This is a genomic window from Prolinoborus fasciculus, assembly GCF_056724605.1.
On record NZ_JBWZQN010000001.1, the window covers coordinates 25,601 to 50,351 of the forward strand.

General features: G+C 45.4%; 25 protein-coding genes. 12 read left to right on the top strand and 13 right to left on the bottom strand.

Translation table 11 applies throughout. The features are described 5' to 3' along the window. Positions 1 to 16 precede the first annotated feature (16 nt). From AC1P5O_RS00125 to AC1P5O_RS00135, 3 genes are all read left to right on the top strand, one after another. The gene (locus AC1P5O_RS00125; protein ID WP_499005411.1) at positions 17 to 1,435 is read left to right on the top strand and encodes a hypothetical protein; all 1,419 of its coding nucleotides are present in this window, start codon (positions 17 to 19) and stop codon (positions 1,433 to 1,435) included. Beyond that, positions 1,416 to 1,703: a chorismate mutase gene (locus AC1P5O_RS00130; RefSeq protein ID WP_004280839.1), complete on the top strand. Its 288-nt coding sequence runs from the start codon at positions 1,416 to 1,418 to the stop codon at positions 1,701 to 1,703. The genes AC1P5O_RS00125 and AC1P5O_RS00130 overlap by 20 nt, the downstream gene beginning before the upstream one ends. Positions 1,704 to 2,011: 308 nt before the next feature. Beyond that, positions 2,012 to 2,191 (top strand): hypothetical protein, encoded by a 180-nt coding sequence (locus tag AC1P5O_RS00135; protein ID WP_004280844.1) that lies wholly within the window; start codon positions 2,012 to 2,014, stop codon positions 2,189 to 2,191. A gap of 266 nt (positions 2,192 to 2,457) precedes the next feature. Here AC1P5O_RS00135 and AC1P5O_RS00140 read toward each other — a convergent pair whose 3' ends face one another. From AC1P5O_RS00140 to AC1P5O_RS00150, 3 genes are all read right to left on the bottom strand, one after another. After that, positions 2,458 to 3,753: a solute carrier family 23 protein gene (locus tag AC1P5O_RS00140; protein WP_148334914.1), complete on the bottom strand. Its 1,296-nt coding sequence runs from the start codon at positions 3,751 to 3,753 to the stop codon at positions 2,458 to 2,460. 296 nt (positions 3,754 to 4,049) lie between these two features. Further along, a complete protein-coding gene (gene ppc, locus AC1P5O_RS00145) occupies positions 4,050 to 6,734 on the bottom strand; it encodes a phosphoenolpyruvate carboxylase (RefSeq protein ID WP_148334913.1) in 2,685 nt (894 codons plus the stop codon). A gap of 150 nt (positions 6,735 to 6,884) precedes the next feature. Beyond that, positions 6,885 to 7,508, bottom strand: coding sequence for a TetR/AcrR family transcriptional regulator (locus AC1P5O_RS00150; protein ID WP_499005414.1), 624 nt, complete (start codon positions 7,506 to 7,508; stop codon positions 6,885 to 6,887). A gap of 148 nt (positions 7,509 to 7,656) precedes the next feature. Between AC1P5O_RS00150 and AC1P5O_RS00155 the strand changes: the two genes are divergently transcribed. The 9 genes from AC1P5O_RS00155 to AC1P5O_RS00195 all read left to right on the top strand — a co-directional run bounded on the left by AC1P5O_RS00155 (position 7,657) and on the right by AC1P5O_RS00195 (position 16,954). Beyond that, positions 7,657 to 8,760, top strand: a complete 1,104-nt coding sequence (locus AC1P5O_RS00155; RefSeq protein WP_499005415.1) for an efflux RND transporter periplasmic adaptor subunit — start codon at positions 7,657 to 7,659, stop codon at positions 8,758 to 8,760. 2 nt (positions 8,761 to 8,762) lie between these two features. Next, positions 8,763 to 11,888 carry an efflux RND transporter permease subunit gene (locus tag AC1P5O_RS00160; protein WP_499005416.1) on the top strand — a complete coding sequence of 1,042 codons (3,126 nt, stop codon included), beginning with the start codon at positions 8,763 to 8,765 and terminating at the stop codon, positions 11,886 to 11,888. Between the two features lie 141 nt (positions 11,889 to 12,029). Continuing rightward, positions 12,030 to 12,407, top strand: a complete 378-nt coding sequence (locus tag AC1P5O_RS00165; RefSeq protein WP_213686639.1) for a hypothetical protein — start codon at positions 12,030 to 12,032, stop codon at positions 12,405 to 12,407. Positions 12,408 to 12,511: 104 nt separating this feature from the next. After that, on the top strand, positions 12,512 to 13,630 hold the full coding sequence (gene dnaJ, locus AC1P5O_RS00170; protein WP_005094779.1) for a molecular chaperone DnaJ: 1,119 nt from the start codon (positions 12,512 to 12,514) through the stop codon (positions 13,628 to 13,630). A gap of 627 nt (positions 13,631 to 14,257) precedes the next feature. Further along, complete coding sequence (locus AC1P5O_RS00175; RefSeq protein WP_004280856.1) at positions 14,258 to 14,473, top strand: cold-shock protein; 216 nt, start codon at positions 14,258 to 14,260, stop codon at positions 14,471 to 14,473. A 112-nt stretch (positions 14,474 to 14,585) separates the two neighbouring features. Continuing rightward, complete coding sequence (locus AC1P5O_RS00180) at positions 14,586 to 14,813, top strand: hypothetical protein (RefSeq protein WP_004647679.1); 228 nt, start codon at positions 14,586 to 14,588, stop codon at positions 14,811 to 14,813. A gap of 70 nt (positions 14,814 to 14,883) precedes the next feature. Beyond that, the gene (locus AC1P5O_RS00185; RefSeq protein ID WP_004728908.1) at positions 14,884 to 15,081 is read left to right on the top strand and encodes a hypothetical protein; all 198 of its coding nucleotides are present in this window, start codon (positions 14,884 to 14,886) and stop codon (positions 15,079 to 15,081) included. Between the two features lie 350 nt (positions 15,082 to 15,431). After that, entirely contained in the window at positions 15,432 to 16,253 is an 822-nt protein-coding gene (dapB, locus tag AC1P5O_RS00190; protein ID WP_004728905.1) for a 4-hydroxy-tetrahydrodipicolinate reductase, read from the top strand. Between the two features lie 56 nt (positions 16,254 to 16,309). Then, positions 16,310 to 16,954 carry an START domain-containing protein gene (locus AC1P5O_RS00195; RefSeq protein ID WP_155861638.1) on the top strand — a complete coding sequence of 215 codons (645 nt, stop codon included), beginning with the start codon at positions 16,310 to 16,312 and terminating at the stop codon, positions 16,952 to 16,954. A gap of 50 nt (positions 16,955 to 17,004) precedes the next feature. Here the strand turns inward: AC1P5O_RS00195 and ahr are convergent, their stop codons facing one another. The 10 genes from ahr to AC1P5O_RS00245 all read right to left on the bottom strand — a co-directional run bounded on the left by ahr (position 17,005) and on the right by AC1P5O_RS00245 (position 24,691). Continuing rightward, positions 17,005 to 18,033 (bottom strand): NADPH-dependent aldehyde reductase Ahr, encoded by a 1,029-nt coding sequence (gene ahr, locus AC1P5O_RS00200; RefSeq protein WP_499005420.1) that lies wholly within the window; start codon positions 18,031 to 18,033, stop codon positions 17,005 to 17,007. Positions 18,034 to 18,037: 4 nt separating this feature from the next. Beyond that, positions 18,038 to 18,619: a DNA-3-methyladenine glycosylase I gene (locus AC1P5O_RS00205; RefSeq protein WP_499005422.1), complete on the bottom strand. Its 582-nt coding sequence runs from the start codon at positions 18,617 to 18,619 to the stop codon at positions 18,038 to 18,040. Positions 18,620 to 18,643: 24 nt separating this feature from the next. Continuing rightward, positions 18,644 to 18,889 carry a hypothetical protein gene (locus tag AC1P5O_RS00210; protein ID WP_071850146.1) on the bottom strand — a complete coding sequence of 82 codons (246 nt, stop codon included), beginning with the start codon at positions 18,887 to 18,889 and terminating at the stop codon, positions 18,644 to 18,646. A 15-nt stretch (positions 18,890 to 18,904) separates the two neighbouring features. Then, positions 18,905 to 19,447 carry a M23 family metallopeptidase gene (locus AC1P5O_RS00215; RefSeq protein WP_171501490.1) on the bottom strand — a complete coding sequence of 181 codons (543 nt, stop codon included), beginning with the start codon at positions 19,445 to 19,447 and terminating at the stop codon, positions 18,905 to 18,907. A gap of 69 nt (positions 19,448 to 19,516) precedes the next feature. Then, complete coding sequence (gene mutY / locus AC1P5O_RS00220; protein WP_499005424.1) at positions 19,517 to 20,545, bottom strand: A/G-specific adenine glycosylase; 1,029 nt, start codon at positions 20,543 to 20,545, stop codon at positions 19,517 to 19,519. 160 nt (positions 20,546 to 20,705) lie between these two features. Beyond that, complete coding sequence (locus AC1P5O_RS00225) at positions 20,706 to 21,065, bottom strand: HIT family protein (protein ID WP_155861633.1); 360 nt, start codon at positions 21,063 to 21,065, stop codon at positions 20,706 to 20,708. 94 nt (positions 21,066 to 21,159) lie between these two features. Next, positions 21,160 to 21,894: a dienelactone hydrolase family protein gene (locus AC1P5O_RS00230; protein WP_121980117.1), complete on the bottom strand. Its 735-nt coding sequence runs from the start codon at positions 21,892 to 21,894 to the stop codon at positions 21,160 to 21,162. Positions 21,895 to 22,057: 163 nt separating this feature from the next. Next, positions 22,058 to 22,753, bottom strand: a complete 696-nt coding sequence (gene bamJ / locus AC1P5O_RS00235; protein ID WP_499005427.1) for a BamJ family beta-barrel-assembly machinery protein — start codon at positions 22,751 to 22,753, stop codon at positions 22,058 to 22,060. 48 nt (positions 22,754 to 22,801) lie between these two features. Next, positions 22,802 to 23,506, bottom strand: coding sequence for a BamJ family beta-barrel-assembly machinery protein (gene bamJ / locus AC1P5O_RS00240; RefSeq protein ID WP_100535472.1), 705 nt, complete (start codon positions 23,504 to 23,506; stop codon positions 22,802 to 22,804). A gap of 252 nt (positions 23,507 to 23,758) precedes the next feature. Next, positions 23,759 to 24,691: an IS5 family transposase gene (locus tag AC1P5O_RS00245; protein WP_499005429.1), complete on the bottom strand. Its 933-nt coding sequence runs from the start codon at positions 24,689 to 24,691 to the stop codon at positions 23,759 to 23,761. Positions 24,692 to 24,751: the final 60 nt, after the last annotated feature.

The following is a 24,751-nucleotide window of genomic DNA, read 5'->3' on the forward strand; positions in this document are numbered from 1 at the left end:
TATAAGTTTTTACACCATGCAGGGCTTTGGCTCTGCGATCTTAAAAATAGATTATTCTGTACAGATTCAATTTTTTGAACTGCACACCGTCATCTTTGTCGAGGCCGAACTCATGTCCCTGTTACGCCGTTGGTTTGATCCAATCCGATCGAGTTGGTTTTACCAGAAACCAATCCGTCAAACGGTGTTATCTATTCAAGATGGGCTGAGTATCCATTTAAGACTGGATGATGTGTACAGCTATCTGGCGGTACAGCAGCTGCCCCAGCTCGAAGAAATTTTAAGTCCGCAGCTCAAGCCGCTGAAAGTAATTATTTCCAGTTCGCATGCAGCCCCCCCAAATCAGATGTCTTTTGATGAATGGCAGCACTACACCCTAAATGATGCCAAGATTCTGTCGAAACAGCATCGTTTTAGTTTTCATGACACGCCAGAATTGCCCAGCGCTGAAGCCTTGCAACAGGCGGAACTGATTTTACGGCATACCCCGCTGCGCGGGCAGGATTTTCTGTATTTGCTGGAAGATGTGTTTCATATGTTGTGGCAAAAACAGACCGGAAAATTACGAACCCTTTATGCCATGGCCAGTCGTCATCATCAGCCACAGGACTTTCCCGAACGTATTTTTGACCAGACCCCGATTCTGGCCAGCTATTTTAATTTAGGCGGACGCCAGTATCAGGCAGTCGATGACCTGTTGCGTCTGACCCGGCGTCTGGAGCAGCAAAAACTGCTGACCGGTAATCCGATTTTTATGATCGATCACATTGAATGGCGTGAGCATCTGATCAGTGATGCTGAAGAGCTGAACGAGATCCAGTCGATGGATCCGGAACTGGACTTGTATATCGCGCTGGAAGATCCGATCTCCTGGCTTTTGCTGGCCTATATCAAGGAAGAACTGGCGGATTATTATAATATCCAGTTGAATGTCTATCCCTTGTCCTATCGTGGCCGGGATGAGTTTGACTGGAGTCTGGCCACACGTTTATCCAAACGGACGGACGTAGAATTTACCCCGTTTTGCCGACCGACCGAGCAGGCGATTGCGCCAATCGCACAGTTATTTTATAGCTGTCCCGAGGAGCAGCGGATTGAGGCGATGTACCAGATCCTGCAAGCGGTCTGGACCCGTGGGGAAGACCTGTCTTATGCGCCGCATTTCAAGCGTATGCAGCAGCAACTCAACATTGCCGAGCTGAGCCAGGATGATATTCTGGCCAAGCTGCAGGACAACGATATGCTCTGCGAAATGAAGTCACAGCCGAACTTTCCAGTGCTGGAATTACGCATAGATGATCAAAGTTATACATTTAATAGCTTATATCGGGTCTGGATGATTGAAAGTATTTTCAGTAATGTGTTAGAAGAAAAGTATAAGAGTAATAATCAAACTGAAAGTGAACTGAAAAAACATGGAAAAGATCAAAGCTGAATCATTACAACATGCACGTCAACAGATCGATGCCATTGATACAGCTTTAGTTGAGCTGATCGCGGCGCGTCAATTTTATGTGGATCAAACCACGCGTTTCAAAAAAACCGAAACCGATTTACAGTCACCGGAACGTATGGAACAGATTGTAGAAAGTGTCAGAGCACTGGCGCAGCAACAGGGTGTCGATCAGGAATTTATTGAACATCTATACCGTGAAATGTTCCAGTATTTTATTCAGCGTGAACTGAAAGAGTTTCGTCCTTAAACGGGCTCATTTCAGTTTAACCGCACCGGACGATCTTCAAGCTATGCAGCAGATCTTGCTGTAGCTGTGGTGATTTTTAAGCCCAACATCGCCTTTTTGCAAAAATAATTTATCCATAAAAAGCCCATTCAGCCAAGTGCCTAAAGCCTTGCCTGGACGGGCTTTGCACGGTTTTATAGAAATTATGGTAAAAAAAAGAAATTGATTTTATTAAATATTTTTACAATGTAAGTTTGATTTAATTTAAAAAGTATATATGTTGTATATACATCTTTTGCAAAGTAGTCTTTATTTTGGAGAGATAAGCAATGAGCGAGCAAATCAAAAAAATAAAGACAGGCAAGAAAGATGGACAACTTTTAATTCGTATTCAGAGTACGGAGCGTGATGAATTTATTCGTCTCTGCGAAGAACTGGATACTAGTGCTGCTCGTGAATTAAGAAAATTTATTCGTGGTTTTGTGAAACAACACAAGCCTAACGAATAGCCTTACTAGGGAGTAATACCATGGCTAAGCAAGTTAAATCTTTAAAGCAAGAAATCAAAGCACGTTTGAAAAAGATTTCAAAACATAAAGGCAAATTGAAGCAACTGAAGCAAGCGCTTAAAAAACAGAAATAAGCCAACGTGAATCAATTGCCAGTCACTTAAAACAGTTCATTCTAGACAGACTGTTTTAGGCTACAAAAAAGACCGAACATATATGTTCGGTCTTTTTGCTTGCAACAGGCTGTGCCCAGTCATCGCTGAATTTTATTTTTTATCGACCAGACTGAAGAACCAGTTTAAGAACAGGGCTGCAAACGTTGCCGTACCAATACCACCCAGATTGAAGCTACCAAAAGTCAGGGCAAAATCACCCGTACCTAAAATAATGGTCACCGCAGCCACCATCAGGTTCTTGTTCTGCGAAAAATCGACCTTGTTCTCAATCCAGATTTTGGCACCAGCAATAGTAATCAAACCAAAGACTATAATCGAAGCACCGGTCAGAATCGCCGTTGGAATAGTATGAATCACCGCACCAAACTTAGGCGATAAACCCAGGAACACAGCAAAGACACCCGCGACTGCAAAGATGATGGTCGAGTAAACCCGTGTCACGGCCATTACACCAATGTTTTCACCATAGGTGGTCATACCCGGCGCACCCACACCACCGGCTAAAGTGGTTGCAATACCATCTGCTACAAAGGCTTTACCAATATGCGGATCTAGGTTTTCACCGGTCATCGCGCCTACGGCTTTAATATGGCCCAGATTTTCAGCCACCAGAATCAAGGCAATTGGCGCAATGATCAACATCGCATTCAATTCAAAGGTCGGTGCATGGAAAGTCGGTAACCCAAACCAGGCCGCTTGCTGAATGGGAAGGAAGTTGATTGCAGTACCATAACCCATGATATTGCTGAGCATGAAATAGATCAGATAGGCCAGTAACAGACCGACCAATAATAGCAGGCGTTGCAGCAGGCCTTTGGTAAAGACGGCAATCGAGCCCATGCACATCACGGTAACGAGAGACATCCACATATTAAAGGTGTTGCCCATGACGCTTTTAACCGTGACTGGAGCAAGGTTCAGGCCAATGATCATCACTACGGCACCGGTCACCACCGGTGGCATCAGCTTTTCAATCCAGCGCGTGCCGGTCGCCATGACCAGAAAACCCATCAGGGCATAGAAGATACCACAGGCAATAATACCGCCGGCTGCGACGCCAATATTGGGGTTGAGTCCACCACCACCGGCATAACCGGTTGCCGCGATGACCACACCAATAAAGGCAAAGCTTGAACCTAAATAACTTGGAACCCGGCCACCGGTAATCAGAAAGAACAGGATGGTACAAATCCCTGACATTAAAATGGCCAGGTTAGGGTCAAAGCCCATTAAAAAAGGTGCCAGTACAGTCGCACCAAACATGGCAAAAGCATGTTGTACACCCAAAACGACCGTTTGTGCGGGTGGCAAATACTCTGCGGTACCTACTGGGCGTGCATCGATGCTGCCCTCATAAGGGCGCCATTTGGGAAACCAACTGGACATAAAATGAGCACTCGAAAGATAAATTGTGCACATCATACTCTTGTTCTTTAGAAGATTTAATCACTTAAACAAAATTTTTGTTCAAATTAATTCTATGACTTTATTTAATATTTTACCGGGTGGTAAAAGAATTTTGAGTTAAAACTAAAGTGAAATCAGTAGATTAATTTCTTATAATCAATAGGGCTATGTATAAATAAATCTGATTTACTATATAAAATAAAATATTTCTTGGCTATTGACTGCTCAATAAAAAAGCACATCGCGAAGATGTGCTTTTAAACGGTTTGTTTGGATTAACCGGTATTGCGTAAACCCGCAGCAATTCCGGCAATACTGACCATCAGGGCATGATCCACTGGGGTATTTTCAGCTTGCTGCTGTTGCAGATAGAGACGACGACGTTTCATCAGCTCGGCTTGCAGCAAATGTAGTGGCAACAAATACGGTTTACGGACTTTCATGGATTGATCCAGTACGCCGTTGCTACTCAACAATTTGGATTCACCCTTTAACGTCAGCAAGGTCTGTACAGCATCCTGCAAACGCTGGCGCAGCTCTGTGCCGAGTACTTTGAGATCTTCATCTTGGGTCAGATGTGATTCATAGTACAAGGCCACATGTGCATCGGCTTTGGACAGCACCATTTCCAGCATATCAATCAGGGTCTGAAAATATGGCCACTCTGCCAGCATCTCATCGAGTACCGCCCGTTGCCCCTGATCCAGTACTTTATTCAGCGCGGCACCGGTACCCAGCCAGGCAGGTAACATCAGACGAATCTGGGTCCAGGCAAATACCCACGGAATCGCACGCAAGGACTCAATCCCGCCACTGACTTTACGTTTCGCCGGCCGTGAACCCAGCGGTAGCATTTGCAGTTCAAGTTCCGGAGTGACAGTGCGCAGGTATTTGACAAAATGCGGGTTTTCACGCACGGTCTGGCGATAGACCTGAACCGAGAGTTCGGTCATTTGATGCATCAAGTCGCGCCATTCCTGTTTCGGCTCGGGTGGCGGGAGCAAGGTCGCTTCTAAGGTCGCAGCGGTATAAATTTCCAGATTCTGCAGGGCAATCTCTTCCAGTCCGAATTTAAAGCGGATCATTTCGCCCTGTTCAGTCACCCGAATCGTGCCTGAAATCGACCCCGGTGGCTGTGAGAACAAGGCTTGCTGGGTTGGCGCACCGCCACGGCTGATCGAACCGCCACGGCCATGAAACAGGGTCAGCTGAACGCCATGTTGCTGGGCAATCGTCGTCAGTTCTTCCTGGGCACGGTACTGCGCCCAGTTGGCCGACATAAAACCGGCGTCCTTGGCTGAATCCGAATAGCCAATCATCACTTCATGCTTGCCCTGAATATGCTGTTTGTACCAGTGCATATTGAACAGGGTCGACATGGTCTCGGCTGCACCGTCCAGATCTTTGAGGGTTTCAAACAGTGGTACCACTCGTAAGGCGTGCTTGATACCCGCTTCTTTTTGTAGAAGCAATACCGCCAGCACATCACTTGGATATTCCGCCATGGAAATAATATAGGCACCCAGAGACTCGCTCGGCTGTTCTGCCAGGGTGCGCATGGTGGCAAAGACTTCCTGTACATCCGGATGCTGAATCAGACTGCCGGCTGGTTCATTCAGATGTTTTGGGAGCAAGGGACGTTTGCTTTGCAATTCTTGCAGTAAAAAGTTTTGACGGGCCTGTTCGGTCCAGGTTTCAAAATTTCCCAGCCCTAAATATTCGGTAATCGCCGAGATCGCCTGACGGTGACGTCCTGATTCCTGACGGATATCCAGTTTCAGTAACTCAATTCCAAAGCTGTTGACCCGGTAAATAAAGTCCAGCAGGCTGCCATTGGCAATTTCAGCCAGATTGCAGCCCATCAGCGAGCGGTAACAGGTCAGGAGCGGTTGTAAAAGTTCGTCTTTACTTTTAATCACCAGACTGTCATCGGCATCATTGCCCTTTAATTTTTCTGCCAGCCAGTGTCGGGTCGCTTTCAGGCGGCTACGGGTGTCACGTAAATATTCACGGTAGGGTTCCGGATGATCCAGACCCAATGCCTCGGAGATTTCCGGACTGCATTGCTGAATGGAGAGTTCCCAGCGCAGGTTCTCAATATCGCGTAAATACAGATCGGCAGCTTTCCAGCGTGACAGCCATAACACTTCTTGCGTCACATTATGGGTAACATTCGGGTTGCCATCGCGGTCACCGCCCATCCAGGAAGCAAAACGTACCGGTGCAATATCTAAGGGCAGGTTCTGGCCACATTGCGCCTGAACCATGCCATTTAGTTCGCGGATAAATTTCGGAACCGCATTCCACAGGGTCTGTTCAATGGTAGTAAAGCCCCATTTGGCTTCATCGATTGGGGTCGGGCGATGCTGACGGATTTCATCGGTTTGCCAGGCCGAGCTGATCAGCTGTTTCAGATCTGCCAACACCGCCTGACGTTCACGCGGCGTGAGTTTCTGCTGGTCGAATTTGGACAGGGCATTATTGATACCATCATATTTTTGGATCAGGGTGCGGCGGCTGACTTCTGTCGGATGCGCGGTCAGGACCAGTTCAATTTTTAATTCACAAATTTGCTGGTATAGCGTGTCGGCAGAAATCTCCTGCTGTTTAAATTTTTCAAATAAAGGCACCAGAGGATTGGGCGATTCTGCAGTGTCATCAAACTCGCTCTGACGGCGACGACGCACCACATGATATTGTTCGGCAATATTGGCAAAGTTCAAAAAATGGGTAAAGGCACGGGTTAGAGGCAGGATTTCCGCATCTTCCAGGCTCAAAAATAATTGTTCTAGCTGTTTTTCTGCTTCGACCTGTCCATCACGTGCGCCTTTAGATAAAGCACGAATCTGCTCAATCTGATTAAACAAATCCTGCCCCGCATGTAATTTTAAGGTTTCCCCCAGCAAATTACCCAGTAAGCGTACGTCTTCGCGTAGTGGTGCATCAATTTGTTGAATCATTTTTATATTCCCTTAAATGCTTGCTTTGACTATACCGCGACTGTAGGACAATCCAAGTCCTTTACAGACAAAAGTTGCAGATATTTTGCAGGTTTTTTAGCAAGTTTTAGCCAGTATCCTGTCGCCAGCACTCAAGCGATCAGAAGGAATTTAATCAGCAATGGCATATTTCAGCATAAACAATTCAATCGCCTGACTAATGATCTGTTGCTGTTCTGCGCTTGAAGGGGGAGGGCTGAGACCCAGCAGGATTTTCTGATGACGGGTTCCGGTCAGCAGGGACACGATCAGCTCGGTCTGTTTTTCTGGAAGATCGACCTGAATAAAGCTGTACTGTTGGGCCAGAGCAAAGAAATCATTCCAGACTGCATCCAGTTTGCTATGCGAGGCCTCATAAAACTGTTCTGCCAGAGGACTTTGCTGCGAGGCCAGTTCCATCAGTAACAGGTCCAGCTTGATCGCTTCTGGTAAATGAATAATATTTAAAGCGCGCTGACAGGCCTGATAAAACTCCTGCGCAAAGTCACTGCTCGGCTGCAAGAGCTGAGGATGTTCATGCAGAATGGCTTCACAGGTATCCTCAATCGCACAGCTAAACAGGGTCGCCTTGTCCTGAAAATGGTTATACACCGTCAGCTTGGTCACACCTGCCTCACGTGCAATCTGGTTCATGCTGGAGGCATGATAGCCATGCGCTAAAAACAGCGCTTTGGCCACGCTGAGGATGCGCTGACGCTTTTCCAGATCCTTGGGTCGTCCTACAGGTATTTGCACAATTTCTTCCAAAAAAAGTCAATACGGTCATTGCTTTGAAGCTTGAGTTTTAATTAGTGTACCGGGTGGTATATTAATTAAAAAACAAGCAATTCAATATATCAGCATAGTTTGCCCTAAAAAAGACGATCAGATAAGAGCGAATAAGATGAGCAGGATTTACAGCGTATTGGCTGGCATGGTGGTGCTTTGCAGCGTGACTTTAAGCGGGTGCAGCAAAGATACTGCTGCAGCACAACAGGAAGTTCCCTTTGTCATGGTGGCGACACCCACCACTTCACAGCATGAATTAAAAAGTTATGCCGGTGATGTGCAGGCACGCCAGCAAACGGCGCTGGCATTTCGGGTCGCTGGGCAGGTGACCCAGCGCTTCGCTGATGTGGGTGACCAGGTCAAAGCCGGGCAAGTCCTGGCAACTCTGGATGTCAAAGATGCCCAGCTGCAGCTGAATGCAGCACATGCCCAGCTGGAAAGCGCGCAGTCTGCTACTAAGATTGCTCAGGATGAATTACAACGTTTCAAGCAGTTATTGCCATCCAATGCCGTGAGCCGCTCACAATATGACGCGATCGAAAACCAGTACAAGACCGCCCTATCAAATCTGAAACAGGCACAATCCAACTACGATACCGCTAAAAACCAGACTGCTTATAACCAGCTGATTGCCACCAGAAACGGCGTGATCACTGCACGCAATATAGAAACAGGACAGGTGGTGGCTGCCGGGCAGGCGGCGTATGAACTGGCGATTGCCGGTGAGCGTGAAGTGGTAATTGGCGTACCGGAACAGGCTATTTCGGAGATCAAGGTTGGACAGGCAGCTACAGTGACATTATGGTCCAAACCTGAAGAGAAATTTGCCGCTTTTGTCCGCGAGATTTCACCAGCAGCGGACCAGTCGCGTACCTTTCGGGTTAAAGTTTCCTTACGTGAAGGCAATGGTCAGATCCAGCTGGGGCAAAGTGCCCGGGTATTTTTTCAGCACAGCCGCGACAATATGCTCAGTGTGCCGCTATCCAGTGTCTCGGCAACGGATCAGCAGGCTTATGTGATGGTGGTCCAGCCGGATCATACCTTGCGTAAAGTTCCGGTTCAGCTCGGTGCCTATGGCCGGGACAGTGTTCCTATACTCAGTGGCCTCAAGCCGGAAGATTATGTAGTGATTGGCGGCGTACATCTGCTGCGTAACCAGCAAAAAATCAATCCGATTGATCGTGAAAACCGTCGTGTGACCATTCAGGCAGGGAGTTAAGCATGAACTTTAACCTGTCGGAATGGGCCTTAAAAAATAAAGGTCTGGTGCTGTATTTTATGATCCTGCTGGGTCTGATCGGCATCGTCTCTTATTCCCAACTGTCACAAAGTGAAGATCCGCCTTTTACTTTTAAAGTCATGGTGATCCAGACCTATTGGCCGGGTGCCAGTGCCAAAGAAGTATCCCTACAGGTCACTGACCGGATTGAAAAGGAACTGATGACCACGGGACAGTATGACCGCATCATGGCCTATTCACGTCCGGGTGAATCCATGGTGACTTTTGTTGCCAAGGATTCTCTGGCTTCGAAAGATGTCGCGGATGTCTGGTATAACGTGCGCAAGAAAGTGGGCGATATCCGGCATGAATTGCCACAAGGAGTACAAGGGCCGTTCTTTAATGATGAATTCGGCGATACCTTTGGCAATATTTATGTGCTCAAGGGTAAAGATTTTGACTATGCGACCCTCAAGGAATACGCCGACCGCTTACAGCTGCAACTGCAACGGGTCAAAGATGTCGCCAAAGTTGAACTGATTGGCCTGCAAGACCAGAAAATCTGGATTGAGATTTCCAATACCAAGGCCATTCAGCTGGGCGTTCCAGTTATGGCGATTCAGCAAGCCTTGCAACAGCAAAATGCCACCACCCAGTCCGGTTTTTTTGAAACCGGTTCAGACCGGATTCAGGTGCGGGTCAGTGGTGCATTAAACAGTGTGGAAGAATTAAGACAGATGCCGCTGCTGGTCAATGGCAAAACTATTCAGTTGGGAGATGTCGCAGAAGTCTATCGTGGCTTTAGTGATCCGGCACAGCCTCGAATGCGCTTTATGGGTGAAAACGGCATTGGTATTGCTGTGTCCATGCGCAAAGGCGGCGATATTCTGGCACTGGGCAAACATCTGGAACAGGAATTTGCCCGTCTGCAAAAAACCTTGCCCCTTGGCATGGAGCTGCAAAAAGTCTCCGATCAGCCAGTGGCAGTCAAACGCAGCATTAACGAATTTATGAAAGTGCTGGCAGAGGCAGTAATTATTGTGCTGCTGGTCAGTTTCTTCTCGCTGGGTTTTCGTACCGGACTGGTGGTGGCCTTTTCGATTCCGCTAGTATTGGCCATGACCTTTGCCGGCATGCATTTATTTGATGTCGGCCTGCATAAAATTTCCTTGGGTGCCCTGATTCTGGCACTTGGTCTTCTGGTCGATGATGCCATTATTGCCATTGAAATGATGGCGATTAAAATGGAGCAGGGCTATAGCCGTTTGCAGGCAGCCGGACATGCCTGGCGCACCACCGCCTTTCCAATGCTGACCGGCACCCTGATTACCGCCGCCGGATTTTTACCGATTGCCACAGCAGCATCGAGTACCGGTGAATATACCCGTTCTATTTTTCAGGTGGTCACGATTGCACTGTTGATGTCCTGGATTGCCGCGGTGTTATTTGTGCCTTATCTGGGCGATAAACTGCTGCCCAATTTCAACAAAGACTTGATACAAAAAGCGCCGTGGTATCAGCGCCTTTGGGCGCGTTTGCGCAAGCAGCCCGAACCTCAGCCGGTCGTGCATCATGCCGGCGAACAGCATGACCCTTATCAAACCCGGTTTTATCAAGGTTTTCGCCGTTGGGTAAATACCTGTGTGACCTATCGTAAGACCGTGATTACAGCAACGGTAGGAATTTTTATTCTCTCCATTTTAATGTTTAAGCTGGTGCCACAGCAATTTTTCCCGCCCTCGAATCGGGCTGAAATTCTGGTGGATCTCAAACTTGAAGAAGGCGCCTCTCTGAAAGCCACCGAAGCTGCGGTGAAAAAAGTTGAAGCCTTTTTGTCGAAACAGCAGGGCATTGATAACTATGTGGCCTATGTCGGAATTGGTTCTCCGCGTTTCTATTTACCGCTGGATCAGCAGCTGCCGCAAACCAGTTTTGCCCAGTTTGTGGTGCTGGCATCCTCTTTGGAAGATCGTAACGAAATCCGTCAATCCTTGAGTGACCAGATTCGGCTGTTATTACCGGAAGTCCGTACCCGGGTGTCCCTGCTGGAAAATGGCCCTCCAGTCGGTTATCCATTGCAGTTCCGGGTCTCTGGTGAAGATCTGGGACTGGTTCGTGAATGGGCGCAGAAAGTCGCCGCAACCGTGGGCGATAATCCGAATACCACCAATGTACATCTGGACTGGGGTGAGCCGAGCAAAGTCATCAAACTGGAGATCGATCAGGATCGTGCCCGTCAGTTGGGCGTGACTAGCAGCGAACTGGCCAATATGCTGAACAGCTCGATTTTGGGGGCCGGCATTGATCAGTATCGGGAAAAGCGTGAACTGATTGAAATCCGTTTACGTGGTGCGCAGGCTGAACGCGTTGATGTCGCTTCTTTAAGCAGTCTGGCGATACCGACGTCACGTGGTACTTCGGTACCGTTGGCACAGCTTGCCAATATTGAATATAGCTTTGAAGAAGGCTTGATCTGGCATCGGAATCGTTTGCCGACCATCACAGTGCGTGCCGATATTCGCACGGCCTTACAGCCGGCCACTGTGGTGAATGAATTACACGATTCACTGCACCAACTTCGAGCTGAGTTGCCGAATGGCTATCTGCTGGAAGTCGGCGGCACGGTCGAAGAATCCGCACGTGGCCAGAACTCGGTCAATGCTGGCATGCCTTTATTCCTGGCGGTGGTGATGACCCTGTTAATGATTCAGCTCAAGAGCATCTCACGGGCCTTTATTGTATTCCTGACCGCACCTTTAGGCATTATCGGGGTGGTGTTATTCCTGTTACTTTTCAATAAACCTTTCGGTTTTGTGGCCATGCTCGGGACAATTGCGCTCTCTGGAATGATCATGCGAAATTCCCTGATTCTGATTGACCAGATCGAGCAGGATATTCAGGCCGGAGAATCCCAATGGGATGCCATTATCAATGCCACAGTCCGCCGTTGTCGCCCGATTGTCTTGACCGCATTGGCCGCTGTTTTAGCCATGATTCCCTTGTCCCGCAGTATTTTTTTCGGGCCGATGGCGGTGGCGATTATGGGGGGCTTGATTGTGGCAACCCTGTTGACCCTGTTTTTCCTGCCTGCACTATATGCACAGTGGTTTAAAGTGAAAAAAGTTTAAATTCTGTTTAAAATTGTCATAATTTCAGGTGCGAAATTTTGAAATTTTCAATATAGTAGCACCTGAGATTTTTATAATTCAAAAAATAAAAAATTGCTGTTTTGGCCTTACTGCCAGGGCAGTAATGAGGTTGAACCAGACATGACTCCAGTGACATTAACCAAGATGCGACGTTCCGTAGCCGTGGCCTATGTCTTCATGTTTTTGGCCTTATTTACCGTATTTAGCGGGGTATTTGCTTACTGGTTCGCACGTAAAGTGACACAAGTCGATTATGCCGAAGTCTGGTTACAGGCGCAGGCCTTGTGGATCATGCGAAATATCGTGATTTATACCATTTTGGCGCTCTTTGCTGCGCTGTGGTTTATTCCGCTGTTTTTCTTTGCCTGGGACAGCCAGTTATGGGTCAAAGCCTGTGTCGTGACCGGGGTGATTTTCAGCTTTATTGCCTTTATTTTCCTGATCAATGCCTGGTTTAAAGGTATCTATAAATTCTCTCAAAATAAAGCTGTGTTCTAAAGCGTATAATTTTTTTCATATTTCCCCTTGTAAAACTCGGTTTGACCCCAATTTCAGACCTCAGTTGAATATTAAACAAAATTCCGTGAGGAGCATCGCCAGACATGGCTAAACGTGATTATTATGAGGTTTTGGGCGTCGCTAAAACCGCTAGTGATGATGAAATCAAAAAAGCCTACCGTAAGTTGGCGATGAAATATCATCCAGACCGTAACCCGGACAATGCTGAAGCTGAAGATAAATTCAAAGAAGCAGCAGAAGCCTATGAAGTGCTCTCTGATGGTGAAAAGCGCAGCATGTACGACCGTATGGGCCATCAGGCCTTTGAAGGTGGTATGGGCGGTGGTGGCGGCTTCGGCGGTGGTTTCAGCGCAGAAGATATTTTTAGCCAGTTCGGTGATATTTTCGGTGGCGCTTTTGGTGGCGGCGGTGGTCGTGGCCAGCAACGTGCACGCCGTGGTTCTGACTTACGCTATGTGATGGAACTGACCCTGGAAGAAGCGGTCAAAGGCGTCAAGAAAACTATTACCTTTACTGCACCGGCACCGTGTGATGCCTGTGATGGTAAGGGTTCAAAAAATCCAAATGATGTGGAAACCTGCCGTACCTGTCATGGTGCCGGTCAAGTGCGTATGCAGCAAGGTTTCTTCTCGGTACAGCAAACCTGTAGCACCTGTCGTGGTCAGGGCAAGATCATCAAGAACCCATGTAATAAATGTCATGGTTCGGGTGTGTCGGATCGTCAGCAAACTCTGGAAGTCACTATTCCTGCGGGTGTGGACAATGGCGACCGCGTACGCTTGACCGGTAAAGGTGAAGCGATTCGTGATGGTCAGTCAGGTGATTTGTACGTCGAAGTGGTGGTGCGTGAGCACGAAATCTTCCAGCGTGATGGTGCTGACCTGTATATGGATGTGCCGGTTTCAATCGCCGATGCAGCCTTAGGTAAGGAAGTTCAGATTCCGACTCTAGACGGTCGAGTAAGCCTGAAAATTCCTGAAGGAACGCAAACGGGTAAACTGTTCCGCTTACGTGGAAAAGGTGTTAAACCGGTACGTACCAGCATGCAAGGTGATTTACTGTGCCGTATTGTAGTGGAAACACCAGTTAATTTAAGTGCACGTCAACGTGAACTGTTGAAAGAGCTGCAAGAAACCATGGATGGTGAAGACAGTAAATCATCACCAAAGAAAAAATCATTCTTTGATCGTTTGTTTGATTAATTGAGTGAAAGTAAAAAAGGACGCTGCGGCGTCCTTTTTTATTATGTAGATAAGATACTCTAGATTAGAAGATGCTATTTATTAGTTGATAGTTATCTTATTGTTTGATAGGTATCGCTTAAACATAAAAACCGCCTAAAAAGCGGTTTCTGTTTTTATATTTGACTATCTAAATAGAAAGTATGAGTCCAAATTTGGAGGGTGATAGATATTTTGTAAGTGAGAAAAAAGCATCATTGCCGAAATTAAAAAGGCCAATATTGTTATTACCGAGCTATATAATCGCATTCATTACTTATCAAATTTACCAGTACAGCAGAATACTCTTATTTTATTATCATGACAATGAAAGCTTAATCTTGTTGAAATTACTATAAATTTTTAAAATTTCATTTTTTAATAAATAAAATAAATATATATATAAGAAAACTTGATTAATTAAATTTTTCGTGTATAGTTAACTTAACTAGAAAAAAGTCTTGTTTCGGTAAATCTTCTTTAAGTATCGTAGTTTTAGTCATAATCCTTCGTTTTTTTTCAGATTTTAAGTCTCATTCTTTATTATTTCAAAGTTATATTCAGTCAATAAATTGACTAAAAATTATTAAAAAATTAGTAGGATATATTATGTCAAACTCAAATGTTGTTAAAGGTACTGTAAAGTGGTTCAACGAAACTAAAGGTTTTGGTTTTATTCAACAAGAATCAGGTCCAGATGTTTTTGCTCATTTCAGCGAAATCGCCAGTTCAGGTTTTAAAACCTTAATGGAAGGCCAACTGGTTGAATTCAGTGTAGCTCAAGGTCAAAAAGGACCGAATGCTGTAAATATTGTTGCTATCTAAGCAAGAATAAACAGTAAAAAAAAGCACTTAATAAGTGCTTTTTTTATCGTTCAAAATTTAATTTTAAGTTATTTTCAAAATTGGAAAAATCTTTAGAAAAACAGGATTCAAGTTGTTAAAAATAAATGATTTAATTGCAAAATCTAAAAATGGTACTGAAATTATTGTTTCGTTAATTCCTCTCAATAAAATGCAAAATACACGTCAGGGTTTAAAAAGAATTGAAGTGGGTAAAAGAGTTCTTCTTTCCTCTGGAGTTGAGGTAGATTTAAACTTAGATGGTCGTACATTCTATACTTCTCTAAATCAATTATTTAAGCTAAATCATAAAGTTATTTAAAGATAAAATTAACAAACATCAAATTTTTAGTGGATATTTTGCCACTTTAACTATTATTAAAGGTATAGATATGCTTAAACAAAGTATCAGTGTAAAGGATCAGTTTGGGGCTCAACAGGCTATTCAAGCAACAGTCGATCATCATTTTTCTAAAACACAATCTCATTCCAATATAAAACATATCACTGTAGATGGTGAAGATATTCGTCCCAGTTTTGAAATGTGCTTTCAAAGTACCTTAAGTGGAAAAATTTTCAAAATCGTATAGATCATTCCTAAGTGACTTAGGTTCATCGCTTCAGTGAGAGATAAGCTGAGCTGAATTGAAAGACAATAAAAACTCTAGACGATCCTAATCTGCCCCCGAAGCTTGAATGTTCTTCATCTGATTTGAAAGCTGCTTTTTGAAGAGGATTAGGTTCATGCGTGCTATTGATCCATATCCGACGACCTGGATGAGATCTAGCCCATAATTCCAAAGACCGGATTGAAACTCTTATCAATATCAGTGATTTCGATCTTTGAGTATTTTCATTGATTTTTATGCAATGCATCTTAGTGTTATTCCGCAGTTTTGCTATAGTAAGAGCAATTTTGGATCAACATCAGGACTATGTTATGTCAGCTACACCACGCATTGGGATCTTGGGTGCAGGCGGTCGTATGGGGCGTATCCTTATTCAGGCTGTGCATGAAGCAGGTTATCAATTGGCGGCTGCGGTAGAACGCCCTGAAAGTACACTATTAGGCGCAGATGCTGGCGAACTTGCCGGAATTGGCGCAACAGGTGTTAAGGTCGTGGGTAGCCTTACCGATGTAGTCAAAGACTGTGATGTCGTGATTGATTTCACTGCGCCAGCAGCGACCGTCAATCATCTGAAAATCTGCCGTGAAGCCGGTGTTGCCATCGTGATTGGTACGACGGGTATGAATGACGAGCAAAAAGCCTATCTCGATCAATCTGCGACAGAAACTCCTGTAGTTTATGCAGCAAACTATTCAGTGGGTGTGAACGTCTCGATCAAACTGCTTGAACTGGCCTCTAAAGTTTTTGGTGATACGGTTGATATCGAAGTGATTGAAGCACATCACCGTCATAAAGTAGATGCGCCATCGGGTACAGCTTTGATGTGGGGTGAGGCGATTGCGGAAACTTTGGGTCGTGACTTAAAAGAAGATGCAGTGTATTGCCGTGAAGGTCATACTGGTCCGCGTGAGCGTAAGAGTATTGGCTTCCAGACCATTCGCGGTGGCGATATTGTCGGTGAACATACTGCAATGTTTATTGCCGATGGGGAACGTGTGGAAATTACTCATAAAGCGACTAACCGCATGAACTTTGCTTCTGGTGCGGTACGTGCTGCTGCCTGGGTGGTCGGCCGTGAAGCGCGTAAATATGATATGAAGGACGTGCTTGGTTTTAACGATATTCAGGTTTAAAACCGAGTCAAAATCATTTATAAAAAAGTATAAAACTAAAATAAGACGAATAAAAAATGCAAAAAATGATTTTCCTGCTCTGTGCAGTGGCGCTTGGTGCCATTGCGCAGGCAAAACCTGTTGAGAAGCCTAAACTCAGTATTCATAAAAACAATATCAAGGTCTGGACCTACCAGAATGAGCAAAACCCGGTCTTTCTCTATAAAGCTGAAACCACCTATACCGCGCCCATTGAAAATGCTGTATCCCTGATTCTGAATGTCACACATGCAGTGCAATGGGTTCCCTATATGGGTAGCATCAAGATCCTGTCCCGCGATGATAAAAAAGGTGACTTTACCCTGTATATGGTGCTGGATTTTCCATTTCCCTTAAAAGACCGTGACCTGATTGTACAGGGCAAGATGATCAAGGAAGCCAATGGCCAGATCACCATCAAGAATAAAGCCATCCAAAGTGGCTATCCTTTAAATCCGGATTATGTGCGTTTAACCGATTATCAGGGCGACTGGACTTTTCAGAAACTAGCCAATAACAAGGTCAAGGTTTCAACCTATGGTTATGCCAATCCGGAAGGTTCCATTCCTTTGACCTTCGTAAATATGTTTGTGCAACAGCAACCTTATCAGATGTTGCAGAAAATGAAGACCGAGCTGGCCAAGCTTTCACCTATTGCGGTCTTGCCTGAATCCCTGCAATGAAAAAGACCCAATTGCTGGGTCTTTCTAGCAGATGAGAAAAAAGACTGAATTTAAGCTGCAAAATCTGCTTTAAGTACAATCCGGTAACGGGCTTTGCCAGAATGCAGATGTTCAATAGCCTGATTCAGCTGTGACATCGGGAACACTTCAATTTGCGGAGCAATATTTTTACGTACAGCAAATTGGAGTAACTGACGTAATGCCGCCGGCGAACCTGTCGGTGAACCGGTGACTGACTTGGCTCCGCCAATCAGCATGCCAGCCGGAATCTGCATCGGCTCTAATGGCAGACCCAACATATGTACAGTGCCGTTCGGCGCCAAAGTTGCCAGATAAGCCTGCCAGTTCAAGGTGACATTGACCGTACTCAGCAATAAATCAAACTTGCCACGCTGAGCCTTTAATGCAGTGATATCACGACTGTTCACTACATGGTCAGCGCCCATGGCTTTCAGCTCATCAGTTTTATCCAGGTTCGAGGTGAAGGCAGTAATTTCACAGCCCCAGGCTTTCAGCAGCTTGATGGCCATATGCCCTAAACCACCAATACCAATTACGCCAACATGATGAATAGCCTGAATCTGATGTTTCAGGATCGGATCGAATACGGTAATTCCGCCACAGAGCAGGGGACCCGCACTTTCAGGATCAAGATCTTCAGGTAGGGGAATGACCCATTGCCATCCGGCACGCACTTTGTCGGCAAAACCACCGGCATGTCCGACAATGGTAGCCACCTTACCGCCAGTACACAGCACCTGCTGGCCCGAAATACAAGGATCGCAATATTGGCAGCTTTCAGCTGTCCAGCCGATTCCCACTCGTTGACCAACTTTCAGGCCTTTGGCTTCTGCACCCAGATGGGTAATAGTACCGATAATCTCATGTCCTGCTACGACCGGATAAACTGAAGAACCCCAGTCATTATTGATCACTGAAATATCGGAATGACAGAGGCCGCAGTATTCCACTTTAACTTCGACCTGATGCGGTTGTAGTTCTCCGGCATCAAATTGATAGGGTTGCAGTTCAGCATCTGCGGACATGGCGGCATAAGCTTGAATAATACTATTCGACATGATTTCAGCTCTTATTTAAATGGGAGGATATTGTTTTAAAGTTACAATGATTTTCATGGTCATTGACCATACCAACGGCCTGCATAAAGGCATAACATATGGTGGGTCCGACAAATTTAAAACCGGCCTGTTTGAGTGCTTTGGACATTCTCTGGCTCTCAATGGTTTGTGCGGAGACTTGGCGATAATCCTGAACATCATTATTCAGTCGCGGTTGCTGGGCAAAAGACCAGAGCCATTCCACCAGATTAATCCCTTGCTGTCGCAGCTTTAGCCATGCTTGGGCATTTTCCCGAATGGCATTCAGCTTGCCGCGATGCCGTATCAGGCTAGCATCTTCAAGTTTCAGTTGGAGTTGTTCATCTGTAAGTGAGGCGATAGACTCAATCGAATATTGAAAAAAATGTTCACGATAAGCTTCACGTTTTCTGAGAACGGTAATCCAGGCCAGACCGGCCTGTTGTCCTTCCAGACAAAGCATTTCAAACAGGCGATTTTCATCCAGTAGCGCCTGTCCCCATTCCTGGTCATGGTAGGTGATATACAGCGGATCATCGGAGCACCAGCCACAGCGTTGCACAGTCATGTGATGCTCCTTGTTTTTATGGTTTTATAATTTAAACACAGTCCATTGATCCTGCTGATTGTCCCAGTACGACAATTCAGCCTGATCCAGATCGCTAAATAGAATCCACATATCTTTACCGGCCTTGTCGGCATAACCAGTACTGATCAGAAGCGCATCCTCGGTAATTTCCATCACCCAGCCCTGGTAAGTTTGACCGTTTAATACAATTTTTTGTTGATTGCCTGATTCAGCAAATTCCACCAGACGATTGATCAACGCTTCTGACATGTAAATATCCTAAAATTAACGTAAATAGGGATAAGGGTTGACCACACCGCGGCCCTTGCCCTGTAAATAGATTCCATAATGCAGATGGGGTGCAGTATGCCGGGCATTGCCGCTATTGCCGACATAACCGATCAGCTGGCCTTTTTTTACATAGTCGCCGACTTTTAAGCCACGCTTATGGCCATCCAGATGTGCATAATAATGCCAGGAGCCGCCCGGACCCAGAATCCAGACTACTTTACCACCCAAATTGTTATTACGTAAATCTGCAATCAGGCCCTCAGTCGCGCTAAAAACTTTGGTTCCACGTGGAGCCATGATATCAATACCTTCATGCAGGCGTCCACGACTGCGCGACGCACCCCAGGTATCCTGTAATTCACCTGCCTGTACACGTGCCACAGGAATGGGCAGTGAAGAGGGCATACGCTTGTTTTGCAGTTGCTGTACCAGTAGCGGATTTAATTGTGCAGAAGAAGGCTGTTTCGGTGTACTGCTACAGGCGGTCAGTAATATGGCAATCAAAGCCACCCAGGTCAAAGCAAGGTATTGGCGCACGCTATTCATCCTTAAATATTAGCAATGTTCATTCTGATCTGATCGATTTTTTGCTTTGTCCAGACTATGTCATACATTTACTGCAGAGATCAATTTTTTCATTGCTGTCGGCAGACCGCAATCAATGGCGGTTTCTGGACGCATCCAGTTGCCTTGCAGTTCAATCGCCAGATGTTCCTGCTGATCCTGATCCACTACAAAAACGATTGCTTCAAGCTGCCAGGTGAAGTGGGTGAAACTGTGGCTGATCTGGACTTTTTTGAGGATATTTTTTAGGCCAAGCTGCTGACATTGCTGTTCGAATTCATGGGCATTTTCAATAATCGGCAAGCACCAGAGTCCGCCCCACAGGCCACTGTTCGGTCGTTGTTGCCAGAGCCATTCTTCACCGGACTGAATTAATAATACTTGTGCTGAACGCACTGGCACCGGTTTTTTGGCTTTCTTGAATGGTAATTCATTTTCCAGACCTTGCTGATGTGCTTTGCAATGTTGCTGCATCGGACAATATAGGCACAGTGGTTTTTTCGGGGTGCAGACCGTAGCCCCGAGATCCATAATCGCCTGGGTATAGTCATGATTACGTTCGACCGGACATAATTCTTCAGCCAGTTGCCATAAAGCATGTTCATGAATGGGTTTGGACAGATCATCTTCAATTGCGAAGAAACGCGACAACACCCGTTTGACATTGCCATCCATGATCACGCCGTATTGGCGTAAACCCAGTGACATTAAGGCACCAGCGGTGGAACGGCCGATCCCCGGCAAGGCAATCCATTGTTCCAGGGTTTGAGGAAACTGCTGCTGTGCTGTCACCATGCCGGCAGCTTTGTGCAGGTTACGGGCACGGGCATAATAGCCCAGTCCTGCCCAGTAAGGCGCGACCTCATCCCAAGACGCTTGACCTAAGTCCTGAACGGTCGGAAAACGCTGAATAAAGCGTTCATAATATTGCAGCACAGTTTTGACCTGGGTTTGTTGCAACATGATTTCAGAGACCCAGACTTTGTAGGGATCATCTGTCACCTGCCAGGGCAAGTCATGACGACCATGCACATCAAACCATTCTAACAGGGCATCTGAAAATACAAACATGGATAAATAGCAACTGAATAAGCAGCAGCCATTATAGCGGAATCGGTAGGCTTGAAATGTGAAAAGTAGATAAAAACTGCGGAGTAGTGTGTATTGATATCGGCTTAATAACACAAACAATAAATGCTCCGAAGAGCATTTATTTTAAAACAGCAAAGATTTAGTCACTAATCCCCCAGCGTTCATCCAGCTTCAACACTTTGTCTTTATAGCGCGGAATAATATGAATATGCAGATGTTCGACCTTTTCCTGAAATACCTCACCATCAATAAAACCGACATGGAAACCGGCGGGCTGGTAACGTAAATGGAGCTCATTACGTGCCTGTTCGAGCAAAGACATCAGGCTTTTACGTTCTTTGTCCGTCACTTCGAAAAACGAGGCCACATGCCGCAATGGAATAATCACACAGTGACCTTCGGATAATGAATTCGGTTCAGGCAGCACCACACCATAATCATTTTTGGCAATGACATCATATTCGTCATAGTTACAGTAAGGGCAGTTGGTTTCAGCCATAGTCAGCATTCTCCTCTGGTAGGATTTATCGTTCTTTTCTTCAATGATTCTTTAAAGTGCTCAGCTTGATTTCAAGTCGAGCACTTATATCTATTTAAGCCAAATGACGTTCCAATAAGGCATACATCGCCGCCAAGCTTTTTTGTTCCGCTTCAGCATTGTAACCAAGATCCACGCCATTGGCTTTGGCCCGTTCGTCGGCGAGCGGGTTGCTAAAGCCATGTTTGGCATCTTCAAAGACAATCACCTCATGCTCGACGTTGGCCGCATGCATTTCTTCACGGAAACTGGCGACATCATCTAAGGTGACCATGCTGTCTAGCTCACCGTGCAAGACTAGAATTTCGGCCTGAACTTGACCTTCTTGAGCCGGTGCTTTGGCAGCAAGTGTCCCGTGGAAGGTGGTCACTATTTTTAAAGGGGCATTGGCACGCGCCAGATCCAGCACTACTTTACCGCCGTAACAAAAACCGATGGCAGCAAGTTTCTCTGCATTGACTTCATCCTGTGCTGCCAAGGTATTTAAAGCTGCTGTCGCACGATCAACGATGGTGTCCGGGTCTTCAAAGGTCTGCATCATCCACTGGTAGGCCTGATCAGAATGGGTGGTCACTTTTTTGTCACCATACATGTCAATCGCCAAGGCCGCATAGCCATGTTCTGCAAGTTCGCGAGCGCGCTGTTCGGTATATTCATTACGACCCCACCATTCTGGTGCGACCAGCACACCTGCAAGGGGTGCATCTGTTTCTGGAGCGGCAAAATAGCCAATCAATGCGCTACCATCCGGCGCAGTATAATGAATTTCACGGGTCTTGATTGCTGCCATGCTGACGTCCTCTATTCTTGTTGAACCGTTTAATTAACATATAACATAGCAAAACTGATCTGAATGTGACATGAAAACATTCGATTAATTATGCTTCATCCATATAAAAAAGAGAGGCCGATATCGCGCCTCTCTGATTGAATATTTAAAAAAACAGTATTGATTACTTCATAATTTCCAGTAATTCCACATCAAAAATTAAGGTACTGTTTGGCTCAATCACATCACCTGAACCAATTTGTCCATAGGCCAGTTCTGCAGGAATGAAGAAGCGGTATTTGGCACCTTCTTTCATCAGTTGCAGGCCTTCAGTCCAACCGGTAATCACTTGGGTGGTACGGAAGACCACAGGCTGATTGCGGGCAATTGAACTGTCAAAAACCGTACCATCAATCAAACGGCCTTCATAATGTACGCGGACATTGCTATCGGCTTTTGGCGATTTGCCTTTGCCTTTGCCTTCCTGAAGAATCTGATATTGCAGGCCAGATTTAGTCGTTTTTATCCCTGCTTTTTTGGCATTTTCTGTCAGAAAAGCCTGACCGATTTTGGCATTTTCTTCAGCTTTTTGTTTTAATTCAATCAGCTCTTTGGCTTCACTTTGACGTTTAAACTGGGTCAGCACTCGAGCCATGTCTTCTTCAGTTAAAGTGGATTGTTTTCCGGCAGCAGCAGCTTTTAAACCGGCACTGAAAGCATCCAGATCAATCCCTTGCAAAGAGTCGGCATTACTTTTCCCCATCAGATAACCAAAGCTATAACCGACCTGTTCAGCTTCCGGGCTTTTATTGGTCACATCTTTGGCAAGCAGATTGCCAGAACTTAGCAGTAAAACCATCAAACTTATTTGTATTTTCATATTTATTCTCAAAATAAAGGAGAGCGCATTGCTCTCCTTATTTATAGATTATTTGACTTCAATGAGTTCCACATCAAAAATCAAAGTACTGTGTGGAGGAATCGTCCCTGGCACGCCTTGTTCACCATAACCAAGTTGAGATGGGATATACAGGGTCGCTTTACCGCCTTCTTTCATCAGTTGCAGACCTTCAGTCCAGCCTGGAATCACTTGATTGAGTGGAAACTCAATCGGCTCGCCACGTTCAACCGAACTGTCAAATACAGTACCATCCACCAGTTTGCCGGTGTAATGGACTTTCACGATTGAAGAAGCAGCCGGCTGTTTGCCCGTGCCTTCTTTGGTCACTAGGTATTGCAAACCGGAAGCTGTGGTTTTTACACCCGCTTTTTTGGTATTTTCTGTCAGGAAACTGTCACTCGATGCTTGTGCCTGTTTAGTGCTATCGAGTTGCTTTTGCTGCATTTCTTTCTGGAACTGTTCGTAAGCTGCCTGTAGTTCTTCTTCAGTATACGCCGGTTCAGTACGCGCATGTCCTTCACGTACGCCTGTCACAAAGCTATTAATATCGAGTTCAGGTGGGGTTTGATGAGCCACTTCATAACCGAGAGCATAGCTGATTTTAGAAACAGCAGAGGCATCTTTAGATGCTTTAGTCGTTTGAGCAGCTGGGTTTTGAGTTGCATAGTAAACAGGTACTAGCGCGGCACCGCCTAGAAGAACAGCGACAGCAATCGGTAAGGCCTTGCTCATGTATTATTCCAATCTAATGTTATCGTTGAGGTTCATTCCATCTTAGCAGAAAATTTTGAGAAATCTTGCAGAATGGGTGGTTTTTTAGCAAGCAAATATCGCAGTTTGGTAGAGCTTTAAAAAAATAAAAAAACCAGCAATGGCTGGTTTTTTTATTCGAAAAGATCAACTGGTTTTTGTTTTGGTTTTATAGCTATAAGGGCTTTGTTGCATAAAGGTTTGAAAGGCTGAGTTCCCTTAAGCTACTCAAATTTAAGAGACAACTTGGGTATGAGGGCGACCTAATTCTGTGAATTTATTCAAGACTGCCATGCGTGCATGGATCTCATTCACCTGACTTGGAAAACTCCGCGCTGTTAATTTATCGCCTAATAATTTGATGCAATGCATCTTGGTTTCAACCAAACTTCGACGGTGATAACCAGACCACTTTTTCCAAAGCGATCTGCCTAGCCGTTTGACTGTCTTTAATAATTCGTTCCGCTCTATAGACCTCGCTTGCTGATCCTTCCAAGGCTTTGCATTCTTTCTAGGTGGAATGATCGCATGTGCATCTCGATCTAAAATGACTTGTCGGCAGTGCTTTGTGTCATAAGCACCATCTGTATAAACAGAATCAATTGGTTCATCCAAGGGAATTTGAGCAAGTAAATCTTCGAGTACTTGAGAATCACTGATATTATTTGTGGTGAGTTGTACTGCACGTATTTGCAGGGTTTTAGCATCTATAGCAATGTGAAGCTTACGCCATTGGCGACGATATTCAGCCCCATGTTTCTTGCGTTTCCATTCACCTTCACCAAGAAACTTCAAACCAGTAGAGTCTACGAGTAGATGCAGTCCATCACTACTTTTTTGATAGCTAATCGCAATATCAATATGCTTTTGTCTACGACAAAGGGTGGAATAATCCGGAGCTGTCCAATCTAATCCAGAGAGTTTAATCAGACTTTGAACAAAACCTGTGACCATACGTAAAGAGAGTCGGAATAGTAATTTGATCATTAAGCAGCATTGAATCGCTGTATCGGAGTAGGTTTGATTTCGACCTTGCTTGCCTTGTGATTGTGCATACCACTGAGTCTTTGGATCAAACCAAATGGAAATATTACCTCGGTTAATTAAGGCTCGGTTATAGGATGACCAATTGGTTGTACGGTAGATTTTAGAGGCAGGCTTATTCATTTTGAAATTATATTGCTGAATAAGCTTTTGATGCTAGGTTTGTGCAACAAAGCCGTTTCA

Bases quoted from the DNA above. Each gene is read 5' to 3' on its own strand.
- AC1P5O_RS00125 (WP_499005411.1), top strand. From the start codon at position 17: ATGCAGGGCTTTGGCTCTGCGATCTTAAAAATAGATTATTCTGTACAG.
- AC1P5O_RS00130 (WP_004280839.1), top strand. From the start codon at position 1,416: ATGGAAAAGATCAAAGCTGAATCATTACAACATGCACGTCAACAGATC.
- AC1P5O_RS00135 (WP_004280844.1), top strand. From the start codon at position 2,012: ATGAGCGAGCAAATCAAAAAAATAAAGACAGGCAAGAAAGATGGACAA.
- AC1P5O_RS00140 (WP_148334914.1), bottom strand. From the start codon at position 3,753: ATGTCCAGTTGGTTTCCCAAATGGCGCCCTTATGAGGGCAGCATCGAT.
- ppc (WP_148334913.1), bottom strand. From the start codon at position 6,734: ATGATTCAACAAATTGATGCACCACTACGCGAAGACGTACGCTTACTG.
- AC1P5O_RS00155 (WP_499005415.1), top strand. From the start codon at position 7,657: ATGAGCAGGATTTACAGCGTATTGGCTGGCATGGTGGTGCTTTGCAGC.
- AC1P5O_RS00160 (WP_499005416.1), top strand. From the start codon at position 8,763: ATGAACTTTAACCTGTCGGAATGGGCCTTAAAAAATAAAGGTCTGGTG.
- AC1P5O_RS00165 (WP_213686639.1), top strand. From the start codon at position 12,030: ATGACTCCAGTGACATTAACCAAGATGCGACGTTCCGTAGCCGTGGCC.
- dnaJ (WP_005094779.1), top strand. From the start codon at position 12,512: ATGGCTAAACGTGATTATTATGAGGTTTTGGGCGTCGCTAAAACCGCT.
- AC1P5O_RS00175 (WP_004280856.1), top strand. From the start codon at position 14,258: ATGTCAAACTCAAATGTTGTTAAAGGTACTGTAAAGTGGTTCAACGAA.
- AC1P5O_RS00185 (WP_004728908.1), top strand. From the start codon at position 14,884: ATGCTTAAACAAAGTATCAGTGTAAAGGATCAGTTTGGGGCTCAACAG.
- dapB (WP_004728905.1), top strand. From the start codon at position 15,432: ATGTCAGCTACACCACGCATTGGGATCTTGGGTGCAGGCGGTCGTATG.
- AC1P5O_RS00195 (WP_155861638.1), top strand. From the start codon at position 16,310: ATGCAAAAAATGATTTTCCTGCTCTGTGCAGTGGCGCTTGGTGCCATT.
- ahr (WP_499005420.1), bottom strand. From the start codon at position 18,033: ATGTCGAATAGTATTATTCAAGCTTATGCCGCCATGTCCGCAGATGCT.
- AC1P5O_RS00205 (WP_499005422.1), bottom strand. From the start codon at position 18,619: ATGACTGTGCAACGCTGTGGCTGGTGCTCCGATGATCCGCTGTATATC.
- AC1P5O_RS00210 (WP_071850146.1), bottom strand. From the start codon at position 18,889: ATGTCAGAAGCGTTGATCAATCGTCTGGTGGAATTTGCTGAATCAGGC.
- mutY (WP_499005424.1), bottom strand. From the start codon at position 20,545: ATGTTTGTATTTTCAGATGCCCTGTTAGAATGGTTTGATGTGCATGGT.
- AC1P5O_RS00225 (WP_155861633.1), bottom strand. From the start codon at position 21,065: ATGGCTGAAACCAACTGCCCTTACTGTAACTATGACGAATATGATGTC.
- AC1P5O_RS00230 (WP_121980117.1), bottom strand. From the start codon at position 21,894: ATGGCAGCAATCAAGACCCGTGAAATTCATTATACTGCGCCGGATGGT.
- bamJ (WP_499005427.1), bottom strand. From the start codon at position 22,753: ATGAAAATACAAATAAGTTTGATGGTTTTACTGCTAAGTTCTGGCAAT.
- bamJ (WP_100535472.1), bottom strand. From the start codon at position 23,506: ATGAGCAAGGCCTTACCGATTGCTGTCGCTGTTCTTCTAGGCGGTGCC.
- AC1P5O_RS00245 (WP_499005429.1), bottom strand. From the start codon at position 24,691: ATGAATAAGCCTGCCTCTAAAATCTACCGTACAACCAATTGGTCATCC.